At 62.3% G+C, this 22,578-nt stretch carries 18 protein-coding genes; 7 read left to right on the top strand and 11 right to left on the bottom strand.

The annotated features are described in order from the left end of the window. Positions 1 to 49: 49 nt before the first annotated feature. From A4C63_RS21845 to A4C63_RS21865, 5 genes are all read right to left on the bottom strand, one after another. Positions 50 to 2,455: a TonB-dependent siderophore receptor gene (locus A4C63_RS21845; RefSeq protein WP_063914540.1), complete on the bottom strand. Its 2,406-nt coding sequence runs from the start codon at positions 2,453 to 2,455 to the stop codon at positions 50 to 52. 218 nt (positions 2,456 to 2,673) lie between these two features. Continuing rightward, positions 2,674 to 3,630, bottom strand: coding sequence for a FecR domain-containing protein (locus A4C63_RS21850; protein ID WP_063914541.1), 957 nt, complete (start codon positions 3,628 to 3,630; stop codon positions 2,674 to 2,676). Then, entirely contained in the window at positions 3,627 to 4,145 is a 519-nt protein-coding gene (locus tag A4C63_RS21855) for an RNA polymerase sigma factor (protein WP_063914542.1), read from the bottom strand. The genes A4C63_RS21850 and A4C63_RS21855 overlap by 4 nt, the downstream gene beginning before the upstream one ends. Before the next feature lie 246 nt (positions 4,146 to 4,391). Next, on the bottom strand, positions 4,392 to 5,102 hold the full coding sequence (locus tag A4C63_RS21860) for a PolC-type DNA polymerase III (protein ID WP_063914543.1): 711 nt from the start codon (positions 5,100 to 5,102) through the stop codon (positions 4,392 to 4,394). Beyond that, on the bottom strand, positions 5,099 to 7,036 hold the full coding sequence (locus A4C63_RS21865) for a DUF294 nucleotidyltransferase-like domain-containing protein (protein WP_063914544.1): 1,938 nt from the start codon (positions 7,034 to 7,036) through the stop codon (positions 5,099 to 5,101). The genes A4C63_RS21860 and A4C63_RS21865 overlap by 4 nt, the downstream gene beginning before the upstream one ends. A gap of 116 nt (positions 7,037 to 7,152) precedes the next feature. Here A4C63_RS21865 and A4C63_RS21870 point away from each other — a divergent pair, with 116 nt between their 5' ends. Continuing rightward, positions 7,153 to 7,692, top strand: a complete 540-nt coding sequence (locus tag A4C63_RS21870; protein ID WP_063914545.1) for a response regulator — start codon at positions 7,153 to 7,155, stop codon at positions 7,690 to 7,692. A gap of 147 nt (positions 7,693 to 7,839) precedes the next feature. On the opposite strand, the gene A4C63_RS21875 is transcribed toward A4C63_RS21870, so the two are convergent. Further along, positions 7,840 to 10,017 carry a malate synthase G gene (locus A4C63_RS21875; protein ID WP_063914546.1) on the bottom strand — a complete coding sequence of 726 codons (2,178 nt, stop codon included), beginning with the start codon at positions 10,015 to 10,017 and terminating at the stop codon, positions 7,840 to 7,842. 451 nt (positions 10,018 to 10,468) lie between these two features. On the opposite strand from A4C63_RS21875, the gene A4C63_RS21880 reads away from it, so the two are divergent. Next, the gene (locus tag A4C63_RS21880; protein WP_063914547.1) at positions 10,469 to 10,987 is read left to right on the top strand and encodes a glycine cleavage system protein R; all 519 of its coding nucleotides are present in this window, start codon (positions 10,469 to 10,471) and stop codon (positions 10,985 to 10,987) included. A 254-nt stretch (positions 10,988 to 11,241) separates the two neighbouring features. On the opposite strand, the gene rarD is transcribed toward A4C63_RS21880, so the two are convergent. The 5 genes from rarD to A4C63_RS21905 form a co-directional block, all read right to left on the bottom strand. Then, positions 11,242 to 12,129, bottom strand: coding sequence for an EamA family transporter RarD (gene rarD / locus A4C63_RS21885; protein ID WP_063914548.1), 888 nt, complete (start codon positions 12,127 to 12,129; stop codon positions 11,242 to 11,244). A 158-nt stretch (positions 12,130 to 12,287) separates the two neighbouring features. Beyond that, positions 12,288 to 14,768, bottom strand: coding sequence for a hypothetical protein (locus A4C63_RS21890; RefSeq protein WP_063914549.1), 2,481 nt, complete (start codon positions 14,766 to 14,768; stop codon positions 12,288 to 12,290). A gap of 377 nt (positions 14,769 to 15,145) precedes the next feature. Further along, positions 15,146 to 16,120: a serine/threonine protein kinase gene (locus A4C63_RS21895; protein WP_063914550.1), complete on the bottom strand. Its 975-nt coding sequence runs from the start codon at positions 16,118 to 16,120 to the stop codon at positions 15,146 to 15,148. A 157-nt stretch (positions 16,121 to 16,277) separates the two neighbouring features. Further along, positions 16,278 to 17,042: a TOBE domain-containing protein gene (locus A4C63_RS21900; RefSeq protein WP_063914551.1), complete on the bottom strand. Its 765-nt coding sequence runs from the start codon at positions 17,040 to 17,042 to the stop codon at positions 16,278 to 16,280. A gap of 121 nt (positions 17,043 to 17,163) precedes the next feature. Continuing rightward, positions 17,164 to 17,895 (bottom strand): ComF family protein, encoded by a 732-nt coding sequence (locus A4C63_RS21905; RefSeq protein WP_063914552.1) that lies wholly within the window; start codon positions 17,893 to 17,895, stop codon positions 17,164 to 17,166. Between the two features lie 89 nt (positions 17,896 to 17,984). Here A4C63_RS21905 and bioB point away from each other — a divergent pair, with 89 nt between their 5' ends. The 5 genes from bioB to bioD are packed head-to-tail and all read left to right on the top strand — an operon-like array spanning position 17,985 to position 22,443. Continuing rightward, positions 17,985 to 19,043 carry a biotin synthase BioB gene (gene bioB / locus A4C63_RS21910; protein WP_013970556.1) on the top strand — a complete coding sequence of 353 codons (1,059 nt, stop codon included), beginning with the start codon at positions 17,985 to 17,987 and terminating at the stop codon, positions 19,041 to 19,043. A 1-nt stretch (position 19,044) separates the two neighbouring features. Beyond that, positions 19,045 to 20,217, top strand: a complete 1,173-nt coding sequence (gene bioF / locus A4C63_RS21915) for an 8-amino-7-oxononanoate synthase (protein ID WP_063914553.1) — start codon at positions 19,045 to 19,047, stop codon at positions 20,215 to 20,217. After that, complete coding sequence (locus A4C63_RS21920; RefSeq protein WP_063914554.1) at positions 20,210 to 20,941, top strand: alpha/beta fold hydrolase; 732 nt, start codon at positions 20,210 to 20,212, stop codon at positions 20,939 to 20,941. Before bioF ends, A4C63_RS21920 begins: the two co-directional genes overlap by 8 nt. Then, positions 20,934 to 21,752, top strand: coding sequence for a malonyl-ACP O-methyltransferase BioC (gene bioC, locus A4C63_RS21925; RefSeq protein ID WP_063914555.1), 819 nt, complete (start codon positions 20,934 to 20,936; stop codon positions 21,750 to 21,752). The genes A4C63_RS21920 and bioC overlap by 8 nt, the downstream gene beginning before the upstream one ends. Positions 21,753 to 21,762: 10 nt before the next feature. Beyond that, positions 21,763 to 22,443: a dethiobiotin synthase gene (gene bioD, locus A4C63_RS21930; RefSeq protein WP_063914556.1), complete on the top strand. Its 681-nt coding sequence runs from the start codon at positions 21,763 to 21,765 to the stop codon at positions 22,441 to 22,443. The last annotated feature ends 135 nt before the right edge of the window (positions 22,444 to 22,578 follow it).

Here is a 22,578-nt window from a genome sequence, read left to right on the forward strand (position 1 = left end):
CCGATTAATGCCTGATGGGCACAGGGGCCGCAAAGCGGCCCCCGTTCACTCAGAACTTGTAATTGACACTGGCCACCACGTTGCGCTCGTCGCCGTAGTAGCACCAGTAACCGTCACAGTTGGCCAGGTAGTCCTTGTTGAACAGGTTCTTCGCCTCTACGGCTACCGTCAGGCCTTTCATGCTGTTGTCCAGGCTACCCAGGTCGTAGTGCACCGAGGCGTCATACACCGTGTACGAGCCCACATGGGCCAGTTCGGTGTTGGCGGTATTGCCGTAGGTGTCACCCACGTAGCGCACACCGCCGCCAATGCCGAAGCCGTCCAGTGGCCCGCTGTGCCAGGTGTAGTCGGCCCACAGGGTTGCCTGGTTGCGCGGGATCAGCGCCATGCGATTGCCTTTGTCGTCACCCTTCAGGATCTCGGTGTCGGTATAGGTATACGATGCGATCGCCTTGAGGTTCTCGGTAACCTGGGTGGAGGCTTCCAGTTCCAGGCCGCGAACCTGCAGTTCGCCCACCTGGCGGGTGATGCTGCCTTCCGTGACGCTGACGTTCTGCTGCTTCAGGTCATACACCGCTGCAGTGAGCAGGGTGTCAGTCCCGACGGGCTGGTATTTCACACCCACTTCATACTGACGGCCTTCGGTCGGTTTGAACGACTCCGTGGAGTTGAAGTTGGCACCACTGGCCGGCTGGAACGACTCGGTGTACGAAAAGTACGGCGTAATGCCGTTGTCGAACACGTAACTCAGGCCGACGTTGCCGCTGAAGGCCTTGTCGCGCTGGGTATTGGTGGCGTCGTTGCTGTTATGGAACACAGCGCCGGTGTGTATCCAGTCTTCACGACCACCCAAGGTCAGGCGCCAGTTGTCGAGCGACATCTGGTCCTGGACGTAGGCGCCTGTCTGGTGGGTTTTCTGCTGGAAGTCCTGCATGGCGATGTAGGTGACGTTCGACAGGTCGGCGCCATATACCGGGTGGTTGACGTTGATCGGTGGCACGCCCAGGCCATACAGCCACTGGTAGTTGGTATTCGAACGCTGATGGTCCAGGCCCAGCAGCACGGTGTGGCTGATGTCGCCGGTCTGGAAGTCGGCCTGGAAGTTGTTGTCGACGGCGAACTGGCTGATGTCTTCGTTGACGATACCCGACTCGCGGTTGACGTTGCCATCGGCGTCGATGCTGTTGACGGTTGCCACCTGCACGGCCTGGAACGACAGGTCGCTCTTGGTGTAGCGCAGGTTCTGGCGGAACTGCCAGGTGTCGTTCAGGCGGTGCTCGAAGGCATAGCCCAACGCGTAGTAAGTGCGGTCGTAGAAGTCCCAGTCCGGTTCGCCAAGGTTCTTGTGGTGGGAAATCTTGCCGGTCGGTCCGTTCAGTTTGGTGCCTTGCAGCGGCAGGAACTGGCCGGTGATACCAGTATCGTCCCGGGTGTACTGGGAGATGAAGGTCAGCTTGGTATCGTCATCGATGTTCCAGGTCAGGCTAGGTGCGATGTTGTAGCGCTTGTCCGGGATGTGGTCGACGGGTGAGTTGCTGTCACGCACCACACCACTTACGCGGTAGAGAAACTTGCCTTCATCGTCGATCTTGCCGGTGCTGTCGAAGTTGATCTGCTGGTGTTCGTTGCTACCCACCTGGGCTTCGATCTGGTGCGCACTTTCAAATTGCGGCCGGCGGCTGACCATGTCGAGCAGGCCGCCCGGTGGTGTCTGGCCATACAGCGACGACGCCGGGCCGCGCAGCACGGTAATGCGTTCGAGGTTCCATGGCTCGACCTTGGGGTTGGCGAACGAGCCCTTGGGCAGCGGCAGGCCGTCAAGGAACTGGGTCGGCTCGAAACCGCGTATACGCAACCAGTCGGCGCGCGAGTCCGAACCGTAACCGCTGCTTTGCACGCCTGCGGTGTAGCGCAGGGCGTCATTGAGGTTGAGTACCTGGCGATCATCCAGTTGCTGGCGGGTGATCACGGTCATCGAACGTGGGGTCTCGACGATTGGTGTGTCGGTCTTGGTACCCGCGGCAGTGCGTGTGGCCACGTAGCCGCTGGAGGCACCCCAGGCGCTTTCATAGTTGGAAGTCGCATTGATCGCAGTCTCCGGTAGCGCCAGTGTCCCTTCTGGCGTGGCCACCAGGCTGTAGCTGCCCACGCTGCTTTGCTGCAACTGCAGGCCAGTGCCGCGCAGGGCCGCCTGCAGGGCGCCGAGGCCATCGTAATGCCCGCTTACCGGGGCCGAGGTGCGGCCGCTGACCAATGCCGGGTCGATGGCCAAGGCGATGCTGGCCTGGCTGGCGATCTGGTTGAGGGTGGTGGCCAGCGGGGCGCCGGGCAGGTCGTAGGTGCGTGGAGCGGATTGCTCGGCGGCGAACAGGGCAGGGCTGGCCAATGGCGCGGCCACGGCGATGGCCAGGGCCATCAGGCTGGGGCGCAGGATACGATCAACAGCACGGGACATGCAGCGGCTCCTCGACGGATAAGTGCGTTCTGCTTCCTTGCCGAGCGAGATTTGAAAAGTGACAGGGTGAATCTGAAAAAAAGTGAGAATTATTTGAAGTTGGTTTTGCCTGTACCGGCCCTTTCGCGGGTAAACCCGCTCCCACAGGGATCGCGGAGGCTTTGAGGCTGGTGCAATCCTGTGGGAGCGGGTTTACCCGCGAAGAGGCCGGTGCAGGACTACTTGGGACCGACGGTCACCCACCACTGGGTATGCCGCTCGATCTTCACCGGCAGTGCCGGCACCAGCGACGCCAGCGCCAGGTCGGTGTCGGTCAGCGGGAAGCTGCCGGTGACACGCAGGTCGGCGACCTTGTCGTCTACCCCGAGGTAACCGCTGCGGTACTGGCCAAGCGCGGCTAGCAGGTCGCCCAGGCGCACGTTGTCCACCACCAGCATGCCGCGTGTCCAGGCGTCGGCACCGGCGGGGACCGCGCCGATTCGGCCGAGACCATTGGTGTTCATCAGCACCTGCTGGCCTTCACGCAGCACCTGTTCGTCGCCGCTGTTCAGCGGCATGGCGGCGACCGAGGCTTGCAGCACCTCCAGGCGTGTACCGCCGTCCTCACGGCGCACCAGGAAGCGCGTGCCCAATGGGCGCAGGCTGCCATCCTCGGTGCGTACCAGCAGCGGGCGCGAGTCCTGGTGGCCGGTTTCGACCGAGATCTCGCCCTGGTGCAGCACGATCACCCGTTGCTCGCCTGCGTAGTCGATATCCACGGCAGTGTGGCTGTTCAGGCTCAGCAAGGTGCCGTCTTCCAGGCGCAGGGTACGCAGTTCGCCGGTGGCGGTGCGCTGGTCGGCCAACCAGTAACTGGGTGCCAGCGATGGTGCGCCGACCCAGGCCAGCAGCGAGCCCAGTAGAAACATGCCGGCCAGCCCGCCGCCGACCTTGCCGATACGTCGGCGCAGGCCGGCGCGCGATTGCAGCAGGGCCTGGCGTGCGGGGCCTGCAGCGGCGCTGACGCGCTGGTCCATGGCGCCGAGTTGGCGCCATGCGCGGGCGTGCTCCTCGCTGGCGGCATGCCAGCGCATGAATTCGCTGCGCTCATCAGGTGTACCGCTGCCACTGTCGAGGCTGAGTTTCCAGGCAATGGCGGCTTCCAGTACCCGGGACGAAACCGGTGCACTGTTCACGTCGGCTCCCCATACAGGGCCACGTAGCACTGGCGCATGCCCTGGGCGATGTACTGGCGCACCCGCGACACCGAAACCCCCAGGCGCTCGGCGATTTCGGCATGGCCCATGCCGTCCAGGCGATTGTGCAGGAATGCTGCGCGGGCCTTGCTCGACAGCTTGCCGAGCAGGCGGTCGATGGCCTTGAGGTCTTCGAGGATCAGGTGCTGCACTTCTGGGGACGGTTGTTCGGCTTCTGGCATCAGTGCCAGTTCGGCCAGGTAGGCCTGTTCCAGCGCGGCGCGGCGGAAGTGGTCGAACATCAGGCCCTTGGCCACTGCGGCCAGGAAAGCACGGGGCTCGCGGGGCCTGACCAGTTGCTCACGGCCGAGCAGGCGCACGAAAGTGTCCTGGCTCAGGTCTTCGGCACGTTGGCGGCAGGCCATGCTGCGTTGCAGCCAGGCAAGCAGCCAGCCGCGGTGGTCGCGGTACAGCGCACCGACCAGATCGGCGTGTGGGCTCTGTGCAGAAGACAAGCAGCGTTCCCCCCAGGAACGTAGGTATTAACTAACGATAATTATTCGCGATTGTTGCAGAGGGGAGGGGGTGGGTGCAATGGACGCTTATCGGATGGCTAGCATCCAAGGTCATGCAGATGTGTTGCCTGTGTTGGCCTCTTCGCGGGTAAACCCGCTCCCACAGGATTTCCAGGGTTTCAAAGGCAGTGCGGTCCTTGTGGGAGCGGGTTTACCCGCGAAGAGGCCAGCAAGGGCAGCGCAAAGCTACAGGCCGTGATTGTGCACCTTGCGCCTGCGCCACCCGCGCAAGCGCTGCTCCAGCTGCAACGGGCTGTCCAGCTGCTGGCGCCGGGCCTGGCTGAACAGGATCAGCGCCAGCTCGGCGGTCACCAGGGCATCGGCGCTGGCATGATGGCGCTCCTCCACCTGCAGGCCAAACCGCGTCACCCAGTCATCCAGCCCGGCCTCGCGCAGCACTGTGTCGGGGTTGAGCATCGGTGCCAGCTCGGCAACATCGAGGAAGGGCGATTGCAAGCGATAGCCCAGGCTTTCCTTCAGCGCCCGGGCCAGCATGCGCTGGTCGAACGGTGCATGGAACGCCAGCACCGGGCTATTGCCAATGAAATCGAGCAAATCAAGCAAGGCCTCGGTCGGGTCGCAACCGGCAGCCAGGGCACTTGGGCCCAGGCCGTGGATCAGCACGCTGGCGTTGGTCTTCTGCAAAGGCCGGTGCAGGGTGCGTTCGAACTGTTGGGCAAAATCGATGGCGCCGTCTTCGATGGCCACGGCGCCGATCGACAACACCTGGTCACGGCTGGGGTTCAGGCCGCTGGTCTCCAGGTCCAGCACCACCCAGCGCTGCTCGCGCAGGGTACACACCCCCAGCGGCGTGGCCTTGGGCAGCCGGGCCAGGCGCTGGCGCGTGGCATGGTCCAGTTCGGGCGCGCTGGGGCGCAGCCAGGCGAACAGGCTCATAGCTGGTACCGCAAGGCCAGGCTGCTTTGCAGGCGCTGGGCCTGGCGCAGGGACTCGCGCAGGATGCGCCGGTCCAGGTGGTTGAGGCTGTCCGGGTCCAGGCGGTTGGAATAGGGCAGGTTGTCGCGGGTCTGGCGCTGGTGCTGCTGCATGCGGGTTTGCTGGATGAAGTGGTAGGCCTCTTCATACGCTGCGCCGTCCAGTGCCTCGATCACACCCTTGGCTACCAGCTGGCGCAGGCGTTCCAGGGTGTTGCAGGCACCGATGCCATTGGCCAGGGCCAGCAGCCGGGCACCATCGACGAAGGGTGTCAGGCCCTGGACCTTGAGGTCGAGGGTGGCGGCCTTGTCGTTGCCTTGGCGGGTCAGCACGAACTCGCGCAGGCGGCCCACCGGCGGGCGCTGACGCAGGGCGTTGTCAGCCATCATGCGCTGGAAGATGCGGTTATCGGCCACCTGGTCGAGCAGGCCCTGGCGCAGCTGCTCGCAGCCTTGCTCGTCACCCCACACCACGCGCAGGTCGAAATAGATGCTCGAGCCCAGCAGGTTCTCCGGGCTGGCTTCGCGGACAAAACCGGCAAAACGCCGCGCCCACTCACTGCGCGACAGGCACAGCTCGGGGTTGCCGGCCATGACGTTGCCCTGGCAGAGGGTGAAACCGCACTGGGCCAGGCACTGGTTGATGTATTGCGCCAGCGGCAGCAGGCGGGCGCGGATGGCGTCGGCTTCGGTGCTGTCGGCGGCTTCGAAGAGGATGCCGTTGTCCTGGTCGGTGTGCAGGGTTTGTTCACGTCGCCCTTCGCTGCCAAAGCAAAGCCAGCTGAACGGCACGCCCGGGTCACCGCGTTCGGCCAGCGCCAGTTCGATCACCCGGCACACGGTGTGGTCGTTGAGCAAGGTGATGATCTGGGTAATCTGCGTGGACGAGGCGCCGTGGGCGAGCATGCGTTCGACCAGCTGGCTGATCTCGCCGCGCAGCGATACCAAAGTGTCCAGGCGTGGTGCATGGCGGATGGTACGCGCCAGGTGCACCAGGTCGACCCGTTGCAGGGAAAACAGGTCGCGCTCCGAAACCACGCCGCACAGGCGCCGGTTTTCCACCAGGCACACGTGGGCGATATGCCGTTCGGTCATGGCCATGGCCGCATCGAAGGCGCTGGCCTGGGGGCTGAGGTAGAACGGCTGGGCGGTCATGTGCCGCGCGATGGGTGCTCCCAGGTCGGCATCGACCGCAGCCACCACCTGGCGCAGGTCACGCAGGGTGAAGATACCGGTGGGGTAGCGCTGCGGGTCGACCACCACGATGCTGCCGACCTGCTGCTCGTGCATCAGGCGCACGGCGTCGCGCAGGGGCGTGTCGGCGCTGCATGCCACTGGGTGGCGCATGGCCAGCTCCCCCAATGGCGTGTTCAGCGAATACTGGGTGCCGAGGGTTTCCACCGCGCGCTGGCGTACCTGCTGGTTGACCTGGTCGAGCAGGCTGCTGACCCCGCGCAGGGCAAAATCCCGAAACACTTCAGACATCGAGAACACGCGGATGAACGCGGCCTTGTTCAGTTGCAGGCAGAAGGTGTCCTCACCGGCCAGGTGCTCGGTGCGGGTCGCCCGCTCGCCGAGCAGGGCCGCCAGCGGGAAGCATTCGCCGCTGGTGATTTCGAAGGTGGTCTCTACACCAGGCTTGACCAGGTGCTGGCGCTCGCCGACCACGCGGCCCTGCTTGACGATGTAGAAGTGCTCGACCGGCCCGTCGGCAGGTTTGACGATGCTTTCGCCGCTGGCATAGAAGCGCAGCTGGCACTGTTCGACCAGGTAGGCCAGGTGGCTGTGTTCCATCTGGTTGAACGGCGGAAAACGCTGCAGGAACTGCAGGGTGCCCTGGATGTTCTGCAGTACTGCCGTCCTGCCCGCCTGGCTGTAGGCGTCCTTTTTGCTCATGAAACTGACCGTATCGCTATGCCGAACTATATATCTATATATATAGGTGCCGGCCATGTTGTTCTCTGCCTCCATGGTCGGCTTGCGGCGGGGTGGTGCCCATTGGACGTAAGTCTATGAGCGCCCCTGTCAAAGACCCGACAAAAGGCGAATCGGGTTACGCAAGTTTTGCGGTCCTAATGCTGAAGCGGAATTTTTTTGACGAGATGAGCATGCCTGAGCCAGACGACATCCTGAGCGACGCCGAGCGCGAGGCACTGGCCGTGGTGAGTGCGCCTGTGGCAGCCAAACCGCTGGTGCTGGTGGTGGATGATAATGCGGTGAACCGTGAGGCGTTGATCCTGTACCTGAAAAGCCGGGGGATCGACTGCGTCGGGGCGGATGGGGCCGAGGAAGCCAGGCTGTACCTGCATTACCAGCAACGGATTGGCTTGATGATTACGGACTTGCGTATGCAGCCGGAGGATGGCCTGGACCTGATCCGCAAGGTTCGTGAATCAGAGCGGGCGGCGTTGTCGATCATCGTGGTGTCGGGCAACACCGATGTGAAAGAGGCGGTGGATGTGATGCACCTGGGGGTGGTGGATTTTCTGTTGAAGCCGGTGGACCTGGGCAAACTGCTGGAGCTGGTGAAGAAAGAACTGAAGATCGAGTAGTGCAGGAGTGGGGCTGCTTTGCAGCCCTTTCGCGACACGAGGCCGCTCCCACAAGTACCGCGCCAAACCTCAGCCTTGCGCGGTACCTGTGGGAGCGGCCTTGTGTCGCGAAAGGGCCGCAAAGCGGCGCCCTGTCGCAGATGTCGCTTACAACCCGTTACGCGCCTTGAACTCGCGGCGACGGCGGTGCAGTACCGGCTCGGTATAACCGTTCGGCTGCTTGCCACCTTCCACCACCAGCTCTACCGCCGCCTGGAACGCGACGTTGTCGTCGAAGTTCGGTGCCATCGGGCGGTACAGGGCGTCACCGGCGTTCTGCTGGTCAACCACTACAGCCATGCGCTTGAGGCTTTCCAGCACCTGCTCCTGGCTGACCACGCCGTGGCGCAGCCAGTTGGCCAGTAGCTGGGCCGAAATACGCAGGGTAGCGCGGTCTTCCATCAGGCCGACGTTGTTGATGTCCGGCACCTTCGAGCAACCCACGCCCTGGTCGATCCAGCGCACCACGTAGCCGAGGATGCCCTGGGCGTTGTTGTCCAGTTCGTTGCGGATCTCTTCGGCCGACCAGTTGGTGTCGGTGGCCAGCGGGATGGTCAGGATGTCGTCCACCGACGCCGGGGTACGCGAAGCCAGTTCACGCTGACGCGCCTGTACGTCCACCTTGTGGTAGTGCAGGGCGTGCAGGGTGGCGGCGGTCGGCGACGGTACCCAGGCGGTGTTGGCGCCGGCCAGCGGGTGGGCGATCTTCTGCTCGAGCATGGCCGCCATCAGGTCGGGCATGGCCCACATGCCTTTGCCGATCTGCGCACGGCCTTGCAGGCCGGTGGCCAGGCCGACGTCGACGTTGTTGTTCTCGTAGGCACCGATCCACTTCTCGTTCTTCATGGCGCCCTTGCGCACCACGGCGCCGGCTTCCATCGAGGTGTGGATTTCATCGCCGGTGCGGTCGAGGAAGCCGGTGTTGATGAACACCACGCGCTCGGCTGCAGCCTTGATGCACGACTTGAGGTTGACCGTGGTGCGGCGCTCCTCGTCCATGATGCCGACCTTGACGGTGTTGCGCTTCATGCCCAGCAGGTCTTCGACCTGGCTGAAGATCTCGGCGGCGAAGGCTACTTCCTCCGGGCCGTGCATCTTCGGCTTGACGATGTAAACGCTGCCACTGCGGGTGTTCTTGCGGCTGGTGTTGCCGTTGAGGTTGTGCAGGGCGATCAGGTTGGTGAACAGGCCGTCCTGGATACCTTCGGGGATTTCGTTGCCCTGGGCGTCGAGGATCGCCGGGTTGGTCATCAGGTGGCCAACGTTGCGCACGAACAGCAGCGAACGGCCGTGCAGGGTCACGCTGCCACCGTTGGGTGCGGCGTACTCGCGGTCCGGGTTCATGGTGCGAGTGAAGGTCTTGCCACCCTTGGTCACGCTTTCGGCCAGGTCGCCTTTCATCAGGCCCAGCCAGTTGCGGTAGACGACCACCTTGTCGTCGGCGTCGACGGCGGCAACCGAGTCTTCGCAGTCCATGATGGTGGTCAGCGCCGATTCCATCAGGATGTCTTTCACACCGGCGGCGTCGGTGCTGCCGACCGGGGTGCTGGCATCGACCTGGATTTCGAAGTGCAGGCCGTTGTGCTTGAGCAGCACGGCAGTCGGTGCGGCGGCATCGCCGTGGAAGCCGATCAACTGGGCGTCGTCACGCAGGCCGCTGTTGCTGCCGCCTTTCAGGGCGACGATCAGCTTGCCGCCTTCGATGCGGTAGCCGGTGGAATCGACGTGCGAGCCGGCCGCCAGTGGCGCGGCTTCATCAAGGAAGGCGCGAGCGAAGGCGATGACTTTGTCGCCACGCACCTTGTTGTAGCCTTGGCCTTTCTCGGCGCCGCCTTCATCGCTGATGGCATCGGTGCCATACAGCGCGTCGTAAAGCGAACCCCAGCGGGCGTTGGCGGCGTTCAGGGCGAAGCGGGCGTTCATCACCGGAACGACCAGCTGCGGGCCGGCCATGTGGGCGATTTCTTCGTCCACGTTCTGGGTGGTGGCCTGGAAATCGTCGGCTTGTGGCAGCAGGTAGCCGATTTCCTGGAGGAAGCTTTTGTAGGCTGCGGCGTCGTGTGCCTGGCCTTTACGTGCCTGGTGCCAGGCGTCGATCTTGGCTTGCAGCTCGTCGCGCTTGGCGAGCAGGGCTTTGTTCTTTGGAGCGAGGTCATTGATGATCTTCTCTGCACCCGCCCAGAACTGCTCGGCGACGATGCCGGTCCCGGGGATGGCTTCGTTGTTCACGAAGTCGTACAGGACCTTGGCGACCTGAAGGCCACCGACTTGAACGTATCCAGTCATTGCTTGCCTCACTCTGCTCAGCTATTTCGCTCTTCTGTATTAAGCCTGTAGCGCTTCTCTAAACACGGCACCAGTGCATGCCCCCGAGTAAAGCCCCGAGCGCGGCTGGGTGCGGCCTGCCAGACCGGCTGGCAGACAGTGTGCGTATTTTCACAGGCGCCTTGGCAGACATCCAAACGACGTTTTGTAGTCCGCGCCACGGGATACTACATGAAGCAGTAGGCGGGGCAAAATCAGACTAAAAGCGCCGTTATGCGACCCGTTGGTCGCGTATGGTCACGCTGGGAGTGAGTATGTTCGCAAAAAACAGGTGGATTGTTCCAGATAAATCTTGAAACAGTACACGATTCGTTGTGTGGATTGCCCTGCGGCAGGTTGCCGCGCCTTGCCTATACTGAGTCGATCCCCCGATTTTCTGCCGCCCGGCGCGGTCCGACACGAGGAAGGGCTTGTGGATCATCTTGTACTGACTGTGATTGCCCCTGACAAGGCCGGCCAGGTCGAGCGCATTGCCCAGTGCATCGCCGACCACAGTGGCAACTGGCTGGAAAGCCGCATGTCGCGCATGGCCGGGCAGTTTGCCGGTATCCTGCGGGTGGCGGTGCCAGCGGAAAACTACGCCGAGCTGGTGGCCGCGCTGCAGGGGTTGGTCCGCTATGACATTCGCGTGCTGATCGCCGAGAGCGGCATCGAGCCGTCGTGCACCTGGAAGCCGATTGCTATGGAGCTGGTAGGGAATGACCGGCCGGGGATCGTGCGTGACATCACCCGCTTGCTGGCGGACCTGGGGGTGAACCTTGAGCGGTTTACCACGGAGGTGCGGCCGGCGCCGATGAGCAGCGAGCCGCTGTTCCATGCCGATGCCTTGCTGGCATTGCCGCTGACCCTGTCGCTGGACGATTTGCAGCAGAAGCTGGAGAGCCTGGCGGATGACTTGATGGTGGAGTTGAAGCTGCGGCCGGAGGAGTAATCCGGGATTGCCGGCGAAAGGGCTGCAAAGCAGCCCCCTGCGGTTATCCCGATATCACGGGGAAGGCCCTGTGGATAACCTGGGGGTGTACCTCTCCAGCCCAATAGCTCTGCGCCTTCCACAGCTTTGTTCAAAAAATACTCAAAAATCAGCAGCTTGTGCACAAAGCACGGGGACGAGGGTGTGGATAACCTTTGGAGATGTCTCTGCAGGCCACGCACCACAAGGCCTGCAGAGTTGCGATCATTTTTTGATCAATTGCGCTTGCGCAAACTCAACCAGGCATCGACGCTGTAAATCGCCAAACCCGCCCAGATGAACATGAACGCCACCAGGTTGCTCGACGACAAATGCTCATCGAACAGCAGCACTGCCTGCAGCAGCACCAAGGTAGGCGCCAGGTATTGCAGGAAGCCCAGTGTGGTGTACGGCAAGTGGCGTGCGGCCGCGTTGAAGCACACCAGCGGCACCAGTGTCACCGGCCCCGCGGCCATCAACCACAACGCTTCGCTGCTGGTGTAGAACGCGCCCTGGGCACTTGTCGCCGCCGGGTGCAGCAACAGCCAGCCAAGCGCCAGCGGTACCAGCATCCAGGTTTCCACCACCAGGCCCGGCAGTGCCGCCACCGGTGCCTGCTTGCGAATCAGCCCATAGAAGCCGAAGCTCAGTGCCAGCACCAGCGACACCCAGGGCAGGCTGCCCACCTGCCATACTTGCTGGGCCACACCCACGGCAGCCATGGCCACGGCCAGCCACTGCAGGCGGCGCAGGCGCTCGCCAAGAATCAGCATGCCCAGCAGCACATTGATCAGCGGGTTGATGTAGTAGCCCAGGCTGGCCTCGAGCATGCGCCCGTTGTTCACCGACCAGACGTAGGTCAGCCAGTTACCGGCGATCAGCGCCCCGCTCAGGGCGAGGATGCCCAGCCGGCGCGGGTTGTTGCGCAGTTCACGCCACCAGCCGGGGTGTTTCCACACCAGTAGCAGCAGCGAGCCGAACAGTGCCGACCACAGTACCCGGTGGACAATGATCTCCACCGCCGGGACGCTCTGGATCGCCTTGAAGTACAGGGGGAACAGGCCCCAGATGATGTAGGCGCTGAGGCCCAGTAGGTACCCGCGACGCGGGTTTGCGGCGTGCATGCAGAATCCTTGCTTAGGTAGCTAAATAAAGCGCAGGGCTATTTCAGCACAGGTTGGCGGATTGTGCTGGCACTTATGAAACGCGAAAGCCAGGGCATGGCCCTGGTTTTCGGCGTCAACGGCACGGGGAGCCTGGCCGCCAAATGCACACCCAACGATCACTTCTGGTTTATGCGCGCCCTACGCAAATTGTCACTAGCTTCAACAGACGCATAAAGCGCCAGGAATTTCTCAGCGCTAACAAAGGGAATGGGCACAATCGTACTGGCGTATAGAGCTATTTCTACGCCGGGGACCTCGTGCATCGCCACGATGACAATGTACTCACCGTCCGGCCTGGAAGGGTGTGGCGTGTAAACACCGTCGTCGATTGTGCCATTGCCGACACGCACATGCCATGAGGTTTGTTCCTTTGGTACTTGCTTCTCCGGCCCGTTTTTGGGCTTCACCCAGAACTCAAACTCCACACCCGCTTGCCCCTGCTTCGGCTTCAGCCAATAATTGCCTTCCATTGTAACAGGCAAGAGTACATGAACGGTCTTGGTGTAAGTCCCACTGCTGACCACTACTTTATCAAGCCACAGTACCGAATCAACTTCGGGCATGCCTTCTTCCCACTCGGGTATCTGTTTGGGGGCGAGGTACCGTTTGGTTGCCTGCGCTAGAGGGTCGGCGTCGGGCGACTCGACTATTTCACCCAACCCTTCGACTTTCATGCTGATGTCTTTTCCGTTAATTTCGCCAGCGACTATATCGGCATAGCCAGCCAGGTTTACGCTCACGATGGAGGGGTAGATATTGAGGCTGTCTCGCAAAGTGCTTACAAGAACATGAGAAATGCTAGTGCCTATTTGAGCGCTAATAATGACCTTGATATGACTGCCTTTGAACTTGTCGGCAGTGGGCGCGCTGTAGGTTCCAGTACTTGGGTTGATTACTCCTGGGGGGTTGTCACCGTCGTAATTAGGGAGGTGACGTACGCTCCATGTTACCCCTCCGGTGGCGGGTTCGGTCTTGAAGGTTATTCTTTCACCGGGCAGTACACTGATCTCACCGTCGTCGATCGGCTTGTTGTCGCTCCTGGTAATGGTGAACTTGTTTCGGTCAGGGGCCAGTTGACCTATGGCGGTCACGTCATTTGGCCAATGTGCGGAATCAAGGGTGATCTCCGAATTGCGGAACATAAGTGATGACAGGATAAAGGCTTCAATCTCAGCAGTCATTCCTTCGAATGACTTGTTCACGCTAAATAGGAAGTCATCGAAGTTTTCTTTCAGGCGGTCTTCGATCCATTCCCTTATGAGGTAATTCTTTTCGTCCAAGGCATCGTCTAGCTTGTCACTAACCTCCCAGTTGAACGTTTCACTTCCGCCCTCTCTCGTAAGCTCTATTTTATGCTTGCCGTCATGAACCTTCACTGATATTTTATATATGTGCTCGAAGCTCCATCTAGTGCTAAGCGTGCCCGCTGTTAAACCTGCGTCTCCGTCCCAGCCCCAGGTTATATGTGCTTTTCTTTCGGTGGTTCCAATCCACTCAATAGTCAGTCGTTCTTTATCATGTTTTATTCTGAGCTTTTCCTTGGTGTTTTCCTTGGCGGGTGCGGAATAGTCAAAAGCTGCAGCATAAAATCTGACGTAGTCCTGGCCAATTTTACCGTAATTCATCTCGGCAATTTTAAATTTGCCGGTGGCTATGTATTCGATGTTGTTCGAGGTGTTGTCATGCATGGATTTCCAGTCAAGCAGGCGAACAGACGAATCGTCAGACTTTAACTTCGGAACTATCAGGTTTGCTACAATGAAATTCGAGTGCAGCAGCACGTTGGCACTGAAGCCGTCCGGTAAAAGATAAGGAAGCTTTCGATTTTCGTCTGGCGGGCTAGCGTTTTCACTGTTGAATTCCTCCTCTTCGGCAAATAGAACGACAGCGCCGTCGCGAAAGTTTTTCGTGTTTACACGCCCTGCTCCGGGGGCACCATGGGTACGTATTGCAAAACTGTGTATTTTTAGTGGGGAGTTCTCCGAATTCGAAAGCTGGCCCAATGTATACTCGATTCGAGCTCGTTCCTCAGGTGCATTGGCGTAGTCATTGAAAAGTATCCTGAAATGTTCTCCGAGTTTCGTGAGTTCAAAATCTGTTGTGTTGCCATAAAATTTATAGTTGCCATTAGCGGCAAAGCTGAAGTAGACCCTACCCTCCTTCGAAACATCTCCCTTATCACGTTTCAAATCGACGTCAAATACCAGGGACGGGCCGTAGACAGGGGTCGCCTCCGCCAATCGCGTAACCCGCCTACGGGCTCCTAGCGGTTCGGTTAGTTGAATCTGTTTGCCTCGCACGCTTCGCATCAGCAATTTGGCTCTAGAATCGCTGAGGTCCGCATTCTCAAATGATAGCCTGGGTTCGTCCAGGCAAAAATCCAGAAGCTGGTGAAAGGAAGTGCCGTCGATATCAATCTCGCTATTAATCGGGTCCAGGAATAGCCCGCCCGAGTAGCGTTCGATAAATTCTTGCTTCAATATATGGTTTGCAGTTTTCCGATCAAATGCCACAATGATCGGGTAGCCGAAATTTTTACGTGTTTTGGCTAATTCCTTCAAAAACTGTTCGAGCGATTGTTTTGTAGAGCTGTTCATGGAGTTCTCGCTTTAAAGGGTATATGAATTCGCAGCGCTCTCGCCATGGAACATCGTGAGTGGCCATGGTCAACTGAGTTCTGGTGCTTGCGTTAATTGCGGTGCTGGGTTGAGCTTAACGCCTGAAGTGAACTTGTTTATGATGGAGAGGCTCGGCCGGACGCCTGTGCCCGCTCGGCACGCCACGGTTTGTTTGATTCATTGCTGATAATCCCGCATTGCCCCGAGAGTTTTTTTACACCCAGCCTTCCGCCTTGCCTACTGGCAAAAATGCTAGGTCCAGCCTGTAAGGAAGTTGCAGGAAAGGGCGCCGGCATTTCCGTTTGCCGGCTTGCGCGATGGGGTGTCTGCTAGCTCGATACTTTCTGATGCAAGGCTTAGAACAACTTCAACGGTGGCTCATCCAACGCGGCCATCTGTTCACGCAGGGCGAGAATCTGGTCGCCCCAGTAGCGTGGCTGGCCGAACCAGGGGAAGCTGAGCGGGAACGCCGGGTCGTCCCAGCGCCGCGCCAGCCAGGCGCTGTAGTGCAGCTGGCGCAGGGCGCGCAGGGGCTCGATCAGCGCCAGCTCGCGCGGGTCGAAGTCGTGGAATTCGTTATAGCCGTCGATCAGCTCGGCCAGTTGCCCCAGGCGCTCCTCGCGGCTGCCAGCCAGCATCATCCACAGGTCCTGCACCGCCGGGCCCATGCGGCAGTCGTCGAGGTCGACCACGTGGTACACCTCGTCGCGGTGCATCAGGTTGCCGGGGTGCAGGTCACCGTGCAGGCGGATGAGCTGGTGCGGCGTGCGGGCGTAGGTGTCCTCCACCCGCTTGAGCAGGTCGCGGGCCACGGACTCGAAGGCCGGCAGCAGCTCTCGGGGGACGAAGTCGCCTTCCAGCAGGGTATTCAGCGAGGCGTGGCCGAAGTTGTCCACAGCCAGCGCTTCGCGGTGCTCGAACGGTTTGCTGGCGCCCACGGCATGCAGGCGGCCGAGCAACTGGCCGAGGCGGTAGAGTTGGTCGAGGTTGCCTGGCTCCGGGGCGTGGCCGCCGCGTCGGGGGAACAGGGTGAAGCGGAAGCCCTGGTGTTCGAACAAGGTGCGGCCGTCGTGCTGCATGGGCGCAACCACCGGCACTTCGCAGTCGGCCAGTTCGGCTGTGAAGGCGTGTTCTTCGAGGATGGCCGCATCGCTCCAGCGTCCTGGGCGGTAGAACTTGGCGATCAGCGGTTGTGCGCCCTCGATGCCTACCTGGTAGACGCGGTTCTCGTAGCTGTTCAGTGCCAGCACCCGGGCATCGCTGAGAAAGCCAAGGCTTTCCACGGCGTCCAGGACCAGGTCGGGGGTGAGGGTGTCGAAGGGGTGGGACATGGTGGCTCCGGGGGTAAGCTGCATGGAGGCCATGGTAACGCGTTATGCCTGTACCGACCTCTTCGCGGGCGTGCCCGCTCCCACAGGTACGGCGCACACTTTGAAGCCTGCGCCGTACTTGTGGGAGCGGGCACGCCCGCGAAGAGGCCGGCACAGGTCAGGCAGGAATCCCAAGCAATACATAAGAGGGATGAAACTGCACTCGCACTGCGCTGCCATTCTCCACACGCTGCCCAGCCAACCAATCCGGCTCTGCAAACGCACACAAGGTCTGGCCATTCCCCAGCGCCAACCTGACTTCACTCGGCCCATCAATTTCCGCCAGCACCTCCTCCACCGTCGCCCGCAGGCAATTACTCCCCGCTTCGGCCTCTTCCCCTTCGGCCAGCAACCGCACCCACCCTGCCTTGAGCAGCGCCACTACCATCGTCCCCAGCGTCAGCTCAAGCCGCGTGGTGCTGTCGTGGGTGATCAACGCCTCGATCTCCAACCCACCGCCCAGCGCCAGGCTGACGTGATCATGCCGGCCCTCACGGCGCAGGCCGCTGACCTGGCCCTGCAACTGGTTGCGCGCGCTGGTACGCAGCATCAGCCGGCCGAGCAGGTCGAGGTCACTGGACTCTTCGGCTGCTTCGAGGATTTGCGCCTGCAGAGCCTGCAGCCTCTGATACAGGCGCAATACTCGCTCACCTTCCGGTGACAGTCGGGCACCACCGCCGCCACGCCCGCCAGTGCTGCGCTCGACCAAGGGCAGGCTGGCCAGGTTGTTGAGCTCGTCGATGGCATCCCAGGCGGCTTTGTAGCTGATGCCCGCAGCCTTGGCGGCGCGGGTGATCGACCCTTCTTCGGCAATGTGCTGCAGCAGCGCGATGCGCTGGGGCCGGCGGGCGATATGCTGGGTGAGGAGGGAGGGCAGGGACATGGGCATTCAGTCTTGTGGGGCCTGAGGATGGATAGTGTGTAGGAGCAACTGTCTTGCTCAAAATTTAAATGTACATGCGCTCACTCTGGGAGCTGGCTTGCCGGCGATGAGGCCCTTGAAATCACAGATAGCCCGGCTTGGGCGTACGCGCCAGGCAATACACATCCACCCGCTGCACCCCGGCCTTGCGCAGCAACTGGGCAATGGCTTGGGCAGTAGCACCGGTGGTCAGCACGTCGTCGACAATGGCGACATGCTTGCCTTCCAGCCGGCCCGTGACCGCAAACGCCTGGCGCAAATTGCGTCGCCTGGCCTTGGCATCCAGTTGTTGCTGCGCAGGTGTCTCCCGCGTGCGCAGCAGCAACCGCTCGTCGCAACGTACCCCCACCTGCGACGACAGCCAGCGTCCGAGCATCCCCGCCTGGTTGAACCCTCGCTCCCGTAGTCGACGTTTGGCCAAGGGCACAGGCAACAACAGGTCGGGGCGCGGCAGCCCTTCGGCAAAGCGGTGCAACAGCCCATGCCCGAGCAATTCGGCCATCAGGCGCCCCAAAGGCCACTGGCGGTTGTGCTTGAAACGGCTGATCAGCGTGTCCACCGGAAAGCCGAAATGCCACAGTGCAATCACCTGCTCGAAGGCCGGTGCGTGGCGACAGCACGGGGCGCAGGTCAGACCGGCCAGGGGTAAGGGCAGGGCGCAGCGCAGGCACTGATCGCCCAGCCAGGGCAGTTCCTGCTCGCAGGGGACGCACAGCGGGTAGGCCTGATCGGCAGGCTCATCGCACAGTAAGCACGTTTGATTAATAAGTGAGCATTTGTAAACCAGTCTTTTCAGCTGTGGTTGACAGTTCATAGGCCTTCCATGACTATGCGAGCTATCCGTGATGCGCTGGCGGGCTTTCCTGTCCCGGCGCCAGCTTCAGCCTAAACAAGGAAACGCCAATGAGCGCCAGCACAACTGCAACAACACGTCACGACTGGTCCCTGGCCGAGGTCAAGGCGCTGTTCCAGCAACCGTTCAATGACCTGCTGTTCCAGGCGCAAACCGTGCACCGCGCGCATTTCGACCCGAACCGCGTTCAGGTTTCGACCCTGCTGTCGATCAAGACCGGCGCCTGCCCGGAAGATTGCAAATATTGTCCACAGTCCGGTCACTACAACACCGGGCTGGAAAAACAGAAGCTGATGGAAGTGCAGAAGGTGCTGGAAGAAGCTGCCCGCGCCAAAGCCATCGGTTCCACCCGCTTCTGCATGGGTGCGGCGTGGAAGCACCCGTCGGCCAAAGACATGCCCTACGTGCTGGAGATGGTCAAAGGCGTGAAAGCCATGGGCCTGGAAACCTGCATGACCCTCGGCAAGCTCGACCAGGAGCAGACCAAGGCCCTGGCCCAGGCCGGCCTGGACTACTACAACCACAACCTCGACACCTCGCCGGAGTTCTACGGCAGCATCATCACCACCCGCACCTACAGCGAGCGCCTGCAGACCCTGGCCTACGTGCGCGACGCCGGGATGAAGATCTGCTCCGGCGGCATCCTTGGCATGGGCGAGTCGCTGGACGACCGCGCCGGCCTGCTGATTCAGCTGGCCAACCTGCCCGAGCACCCGGAGTCGGTGCCGATCAACATGCTGGTCAAGGTGGCCGGCACGCCGCTGGCCGAGGAAGAGGACGTCGACCCGTTCGACTTCATTCGCATGCTGGCCGTGGCCCGTATCCTCATGCCCAAGTCGCACGTGCGTCTGTCCGCCGGCCGTGAGCAGATGAACGAGCAGATGCAGGCCCTGGCCTTCATGGCGGGCGCCAACTCGATCTTCTACGGTGAAAAGCTGCTGACCACTGCCAACCCGCAGGCCGACAAGGACATGCAGCTGTTCGCACGCCTGGGCATCAAGCCCGAAGCGCGTGAAGAGCACGCCGACGAAGTGCACCAGGCGGCGATCGAGCAGGCGCTGGTCGAACAGCGCAGCAGCGAGATGTTCTACAACGCCGCGACGGCCTGAGATGGCCTTCGACCTGGCGGCGCGCCTGGCCGAACGGCGTGCTGCAGACCTGTATCGGCAGCGGCCATTGCTGGAAAGCCCGCAGGGGCCGGAAGTAGTGGTCGATGGCCAGCGCTTGCTGGCCTTCTGCAGCAATGACTACCTGGGCCTGGCCAACCACCCCGAGGTAATTGCCGCCTGGCAGGCCGGCGCCGAGCGCTGGGGTGTCGGTGGCGGTGCCTCGCACCTGGTGATCGGCCACAGTACGCCGCACCACCAGGTGGAAGAGGCCTTGGCCGAGCTCACCGGGCGCCCGCGCGCATTGCTGTTCTCCACCGGCTACATGGCCAACCTGGGCGCCATCACCGCGCTGGTGGGGCAGGGTGACACGGTGCTGCAGGACCGCTTGAACCACGCTTCGCTGTTGGATGGCGGCTTGCTCAGCGGCGCCCGTTTCAGCCGCTACCTGCACAACGACCCGGCCAGCCTGGCCAGCCGCTTGGACAAGGCCGTCGGCAATACCCTGGTGGTGACCGACGGCGTGTTCAGCATGGACGGCGACCTGGCCGACTTGCCGGCGCTGGCCGATGTCGCCCGCGCCCGCGGCGCCTGGTTGATGGTCGACGATGCCCATGGCCTGGGTACCCTCGGCAACCAGGGCGGCGGTATCGTCGAACACTTCGGCCTGGGCGTGGATGACGTGCCGGTGTTGATCGGTACGCTGGGCAAGGCTTGCGGTACCGCCGGCGCCTTTGTGGCCGGCAGCGAAGAGCTGATCGAAGCGCTGGTGCAGTTCGCCCGCCCGTACATCTACACCACCAGCCAGCCACCGGCGCTGGCTTGCGCCACGCTCAAGAGCCTGGAACTGCTGCGCCGCGAGACCTGGCGCCGCGAGTATCTGGCCGCGCTGATCCGCCAGTTCCGGGAAGGCGCGCAGCAGATCGGCCTGGTATTGATGGACAGCCCGACACCGATCCAGCCGATCGTCATCGGCGACAGCGCGCAGGCCCTGCGCCTGTCACGCATGCTGCGCGAGCGCGGCTTGCTGGTGACGGCCATCCGCCCGCCCACCGTGCCAGCGGGCAGCGCACGCCTGCGGGTGACATTGAGCGCCGCGCACAGCGAGGCGCAGGTGCAGCTATTGTTGAATGCATTGGCCGAGTGTTATCCACAGTTGGAGAGCGCCGATGCGTAATCGACTTGTTCTGTTGCCTGGCTGGGGCCTGGGCACTGCTTCCCTGGAGCCGCTGGCCGCCAGCCTGCGTGCCCAGGACGCCCGCCTGCAGGTGGAGCTGATGCCCTTGCCGGAACTGCCCCACAGCGATGTGCAGGCCTGGGTCGAGCACCTCGACCGCAAGCTGCCGAGCGATGTCTGGCTGGGCGGCTGGTCGCTCGGCGGCATGCTGGCTAGCGCCCTGGCGCACAAGCGCGGCGACCATTGCTGCGGCCTGCTGACCCTGGCCAGCAACCCTAGTTTCGTAGCTCGCCCGGACTGGCCCCACGGCATGGCCGAAGACACCTTCGGCACCTTCCTCGACGGCTGCCGCAACCATACCCAGGTCACCCTCAAGCGCTTCCGCACACTGTGCAGCGATGGCGCCCTGCAACCCCGCACATTGTTACGCCAGCTGGGTGTCGGCGTACCGGATACCGACCCGCTGTACCTGGCCACCGGCCTCGAAGTGCTGGCCAGGCTGGACACCCGCGAAGCCCTGCAGGCCTACGGCGGCCCGCAGCTGCACCTGTTCGCCGGCAGCGACGCGCTGGTGCCGGCCGAGGCGGCAAAAGCGCTGAGCGAGCTGCTGCCCGATGTGGAAGTGGGCCTGGTCGAAGACAGTTCCCACGCGTTCCTGCTGGAGTACCCGCAGGAGCTGGCGGCGGGCATCAAGAGTTTCCTGCATGAGAGTGGCGATGACTGACCTTTCCCGTCCGACCCTGCCCGGTGCGCTGCCTGACAAGCGCCAGGTGGCGGCCTCGTTCTCCCGTGCCGCGGCCAGCTACGACAGCGTGGCAGCCTTGCAGCGTGCGGTGGGTTCGCACCTGCTGGAGCAGTTGCCGGAAGGCTTGCAGCCGTCACGCTGGCTGGACCTGGGCAGCGGCACCGGTCATTTCAGCCGGGCGCTGGCCGAGCGGTTCACCCAGGCCAGCGGCGTGGCGGTGGATATCGCCGAGGGCATGTTGTGCCATGCTCGTAACGAAAAGGGCGGGGCGCACTATCATGTGGCCGGTGATGCCGAGCGTTTGCCACTGCGTGATGCCAGCGTCGACCTGGTGTTTACCAGCCTGGCCGTGCAGTGGTGCGACCAGTTCGCAAGCGTGCTGGCAGAAGTGCTGCGAGTACTGCGCCCGGGCGGCGTGCTGGCCTTCAGCAGCCTGTGTGTGGGTACCCTCGATGAACTGCGCGCCAGTTGGCAGGCGGTGGATGGCCTGGTGCACGTGAACCGCTTCCGCCGTTTCGAGGACTATCAGCGTCTGTGCGCCGCCAGCGGCTTCGAACAGCTTGGGCTGCAGCGCTGCCCGCACGTGCTGCACTACCCGGATGTGCGCAGCCTGACCCATGAACTCAAGGCCCTCGGTGCCCACAACCTGAACCCTGGCCGGCCTTCCGGGCTTACCGGCCGGGCCCGCATGCAGGGCCTGCTGCAGGCCTATGAGGCATTTCGCCAGCCCGAGGGGCTGCCAGCCACCTACCAGGTGGTCTATGGTGTGTTGCGCAAGCCACAGGCGTAAGGGGAGCGAGATGAGTCAGGCCTATTTCATTGCCGGTACCGATACCGATGTTGGCAAGACCACCATCGCTGCCGGGCTGTTGCATGCGGCACGGTCGCAAGGCTTGAGCACGCTGGGGGCCAAGCCGGTGGCCTCCGGGTGCACGATGACGCCGAAAGGCTTGCGCAACAGCGACGCTCAGGCGCTGATCGATGAAAGCACGATCAAGCTGCCCTACGAGCAGGTCAACCCGTTTGCCTTCGAGCCGGCCATCGCACCGCACGTGGCGGCGCGCGAGGCCGGGGTGACGCTTGCCGTACCGGAGCTGTTGGCGGCGATGCGCAATGTGCTGCAACAAAATGCCGACTTCACCCTGATCGAGGGGGCCGGTGGCTGGCGCGTGCCGTTGTCGGGGCAAGCCAACTTGTCCGACCTGGCCATTGCCCTCAAGTTGCCGGTGATCCTGGTGGTGGGGGTGCGGCTGGGGTGCATCAGCCACGCCTTGCTCAGCGCCGAGGCGATTGCCCGTGACGGGCTGCAACTGGCGGGGTGGGTGGCGAACATCATCGAGCCGCGTACTTCGCGCCTGGAAGAGAACCTGGCCAGCCTGGCCGAACGCTTGCCGGCGCCTTGCCTGGGGCGGGTGCCCAAGTTGAAGCAGGCCAGTGCCGACATGGTGGCTGAGCATCTGCAGCTGGATCTGCTGGATTAGCCGTTTCCAGGCCTGGCCCGCGAAGAGGCCGATGCAGGAATACCCATGGCCTATCGACTGGCACCGGGCCATTAGGGATTTAAACGGGCCTTTTCATCCTGGGCCTGCTTTAATTGGCCCTGTTCGTCATCCAGC

Source organism: Pseudomonas sp. p21, assembly GCF_001642705.1.
GTDB lineage: Bacteria > Pseudomonadota > Gammaproteobacteria > Pseudomonadales > Pseudomonadaceae > Aquipseudomonas.

Coding starts and splice junctions, on each gene's coding strand:
- A4C63_RS21865 (WP_063914544.1), bottom strand. CDS start 7,036: ATGAGCAAAAAGGACGCCTACAGCCAGGCGGGCAGGACGGCAGTACTG.
- A4C63_RS21845 (WP_063914540.1), bottom strand. CDS start 2,455: ATGTCCCGTGCTGTTGATCGTATCCTGCGCCCCAGCCTGATGGCCCTG.
- A4C63_RS21890 (WP_063914549.1), bottom strand. CDS start 14,768: ATGAACAGCTCTACAAAACAATCGCTCGAACAGTTTTTGAAGGAATTA.
- bioD (WP_063914556.1), top strand. CDS start 21,763: ATGAGTCAGGCCTATTTCATTGCCGGTACCGATACCGATGTTGGCAAG.
- bioB (WP_013970556.1), top strand. CDS start 17,985: ATGAGCGCCAGCACAACTGCAACAACACGTCACGACTGGTCCCTGGCC.
- bioF (WP_063914553.1), top strand. CDS start 19,045: ATGGCCTTCGACCTGGCGGCGCGCCTGGCCGAACGGCGTGCTGCAGAC.
- A4C63_RS21900 (WP_063914551.1), bottom strand. CDS start 17,042: ATGTCCCTGCCCTCCCTCCTCACCCAGCATATCGCCCGCCGGCCCCAG.
- A4C63_RS21905 (WP_063914552.1), bottom strand. CDS start 17,895: ATGAACTGTCAACCACAGCTGAAAAGACTGGTTTACAAATGCTCACTT.
- A4C63_RS21870 (WP_063914545.1), top strand. CDS start 7,153: ATGAGCGCCCCTGTCAAAGACCCGACAAAAGGCGAATCGGGTTACGCA.
- bioC (WP_063914555.1), top strand. CDS start 20,934: ATGACTGACCTTTCCCGTCCGACCCTGCCCGGTGCGCTGCCTGACAAG.
- rarD (WP_063914548.1), bottom strand. CDS start 12,129: ATGCACGCCGCAAACCCGCGTCGCGGGTACCTACTGGGCCTCAGCGCC.
- A4C63_RS21895 (WP_063914550.1), bottom strand. CDS start 16,120: ATGTCCCACCCCTTCGACACCCTCACCCCCGACCTGGTCCTGGACGCC.
- A4C63_RS21875 (WP_063914546.1), bottom strand. CDS start 10,017: ATGACTGGATACGTTCAAGTCGGTGGCCTTCAGGTCGCCAAGGTCCTG.
- A4C63_RS21920 (WP_063914554.1), top strand. CDS start 20,210: ATGCGTAATCGACTTGTTCTGTTGCCTGGCTGGGGCCTGGGCACTGCT.
- A4C63_RS21860 (WP_063914543.1), bottom strand. CDS start 5,102: ATGAGCCTGTTCGCCTGGCTGCGCCCCAGCGCGCCCGAACTGGACCAT.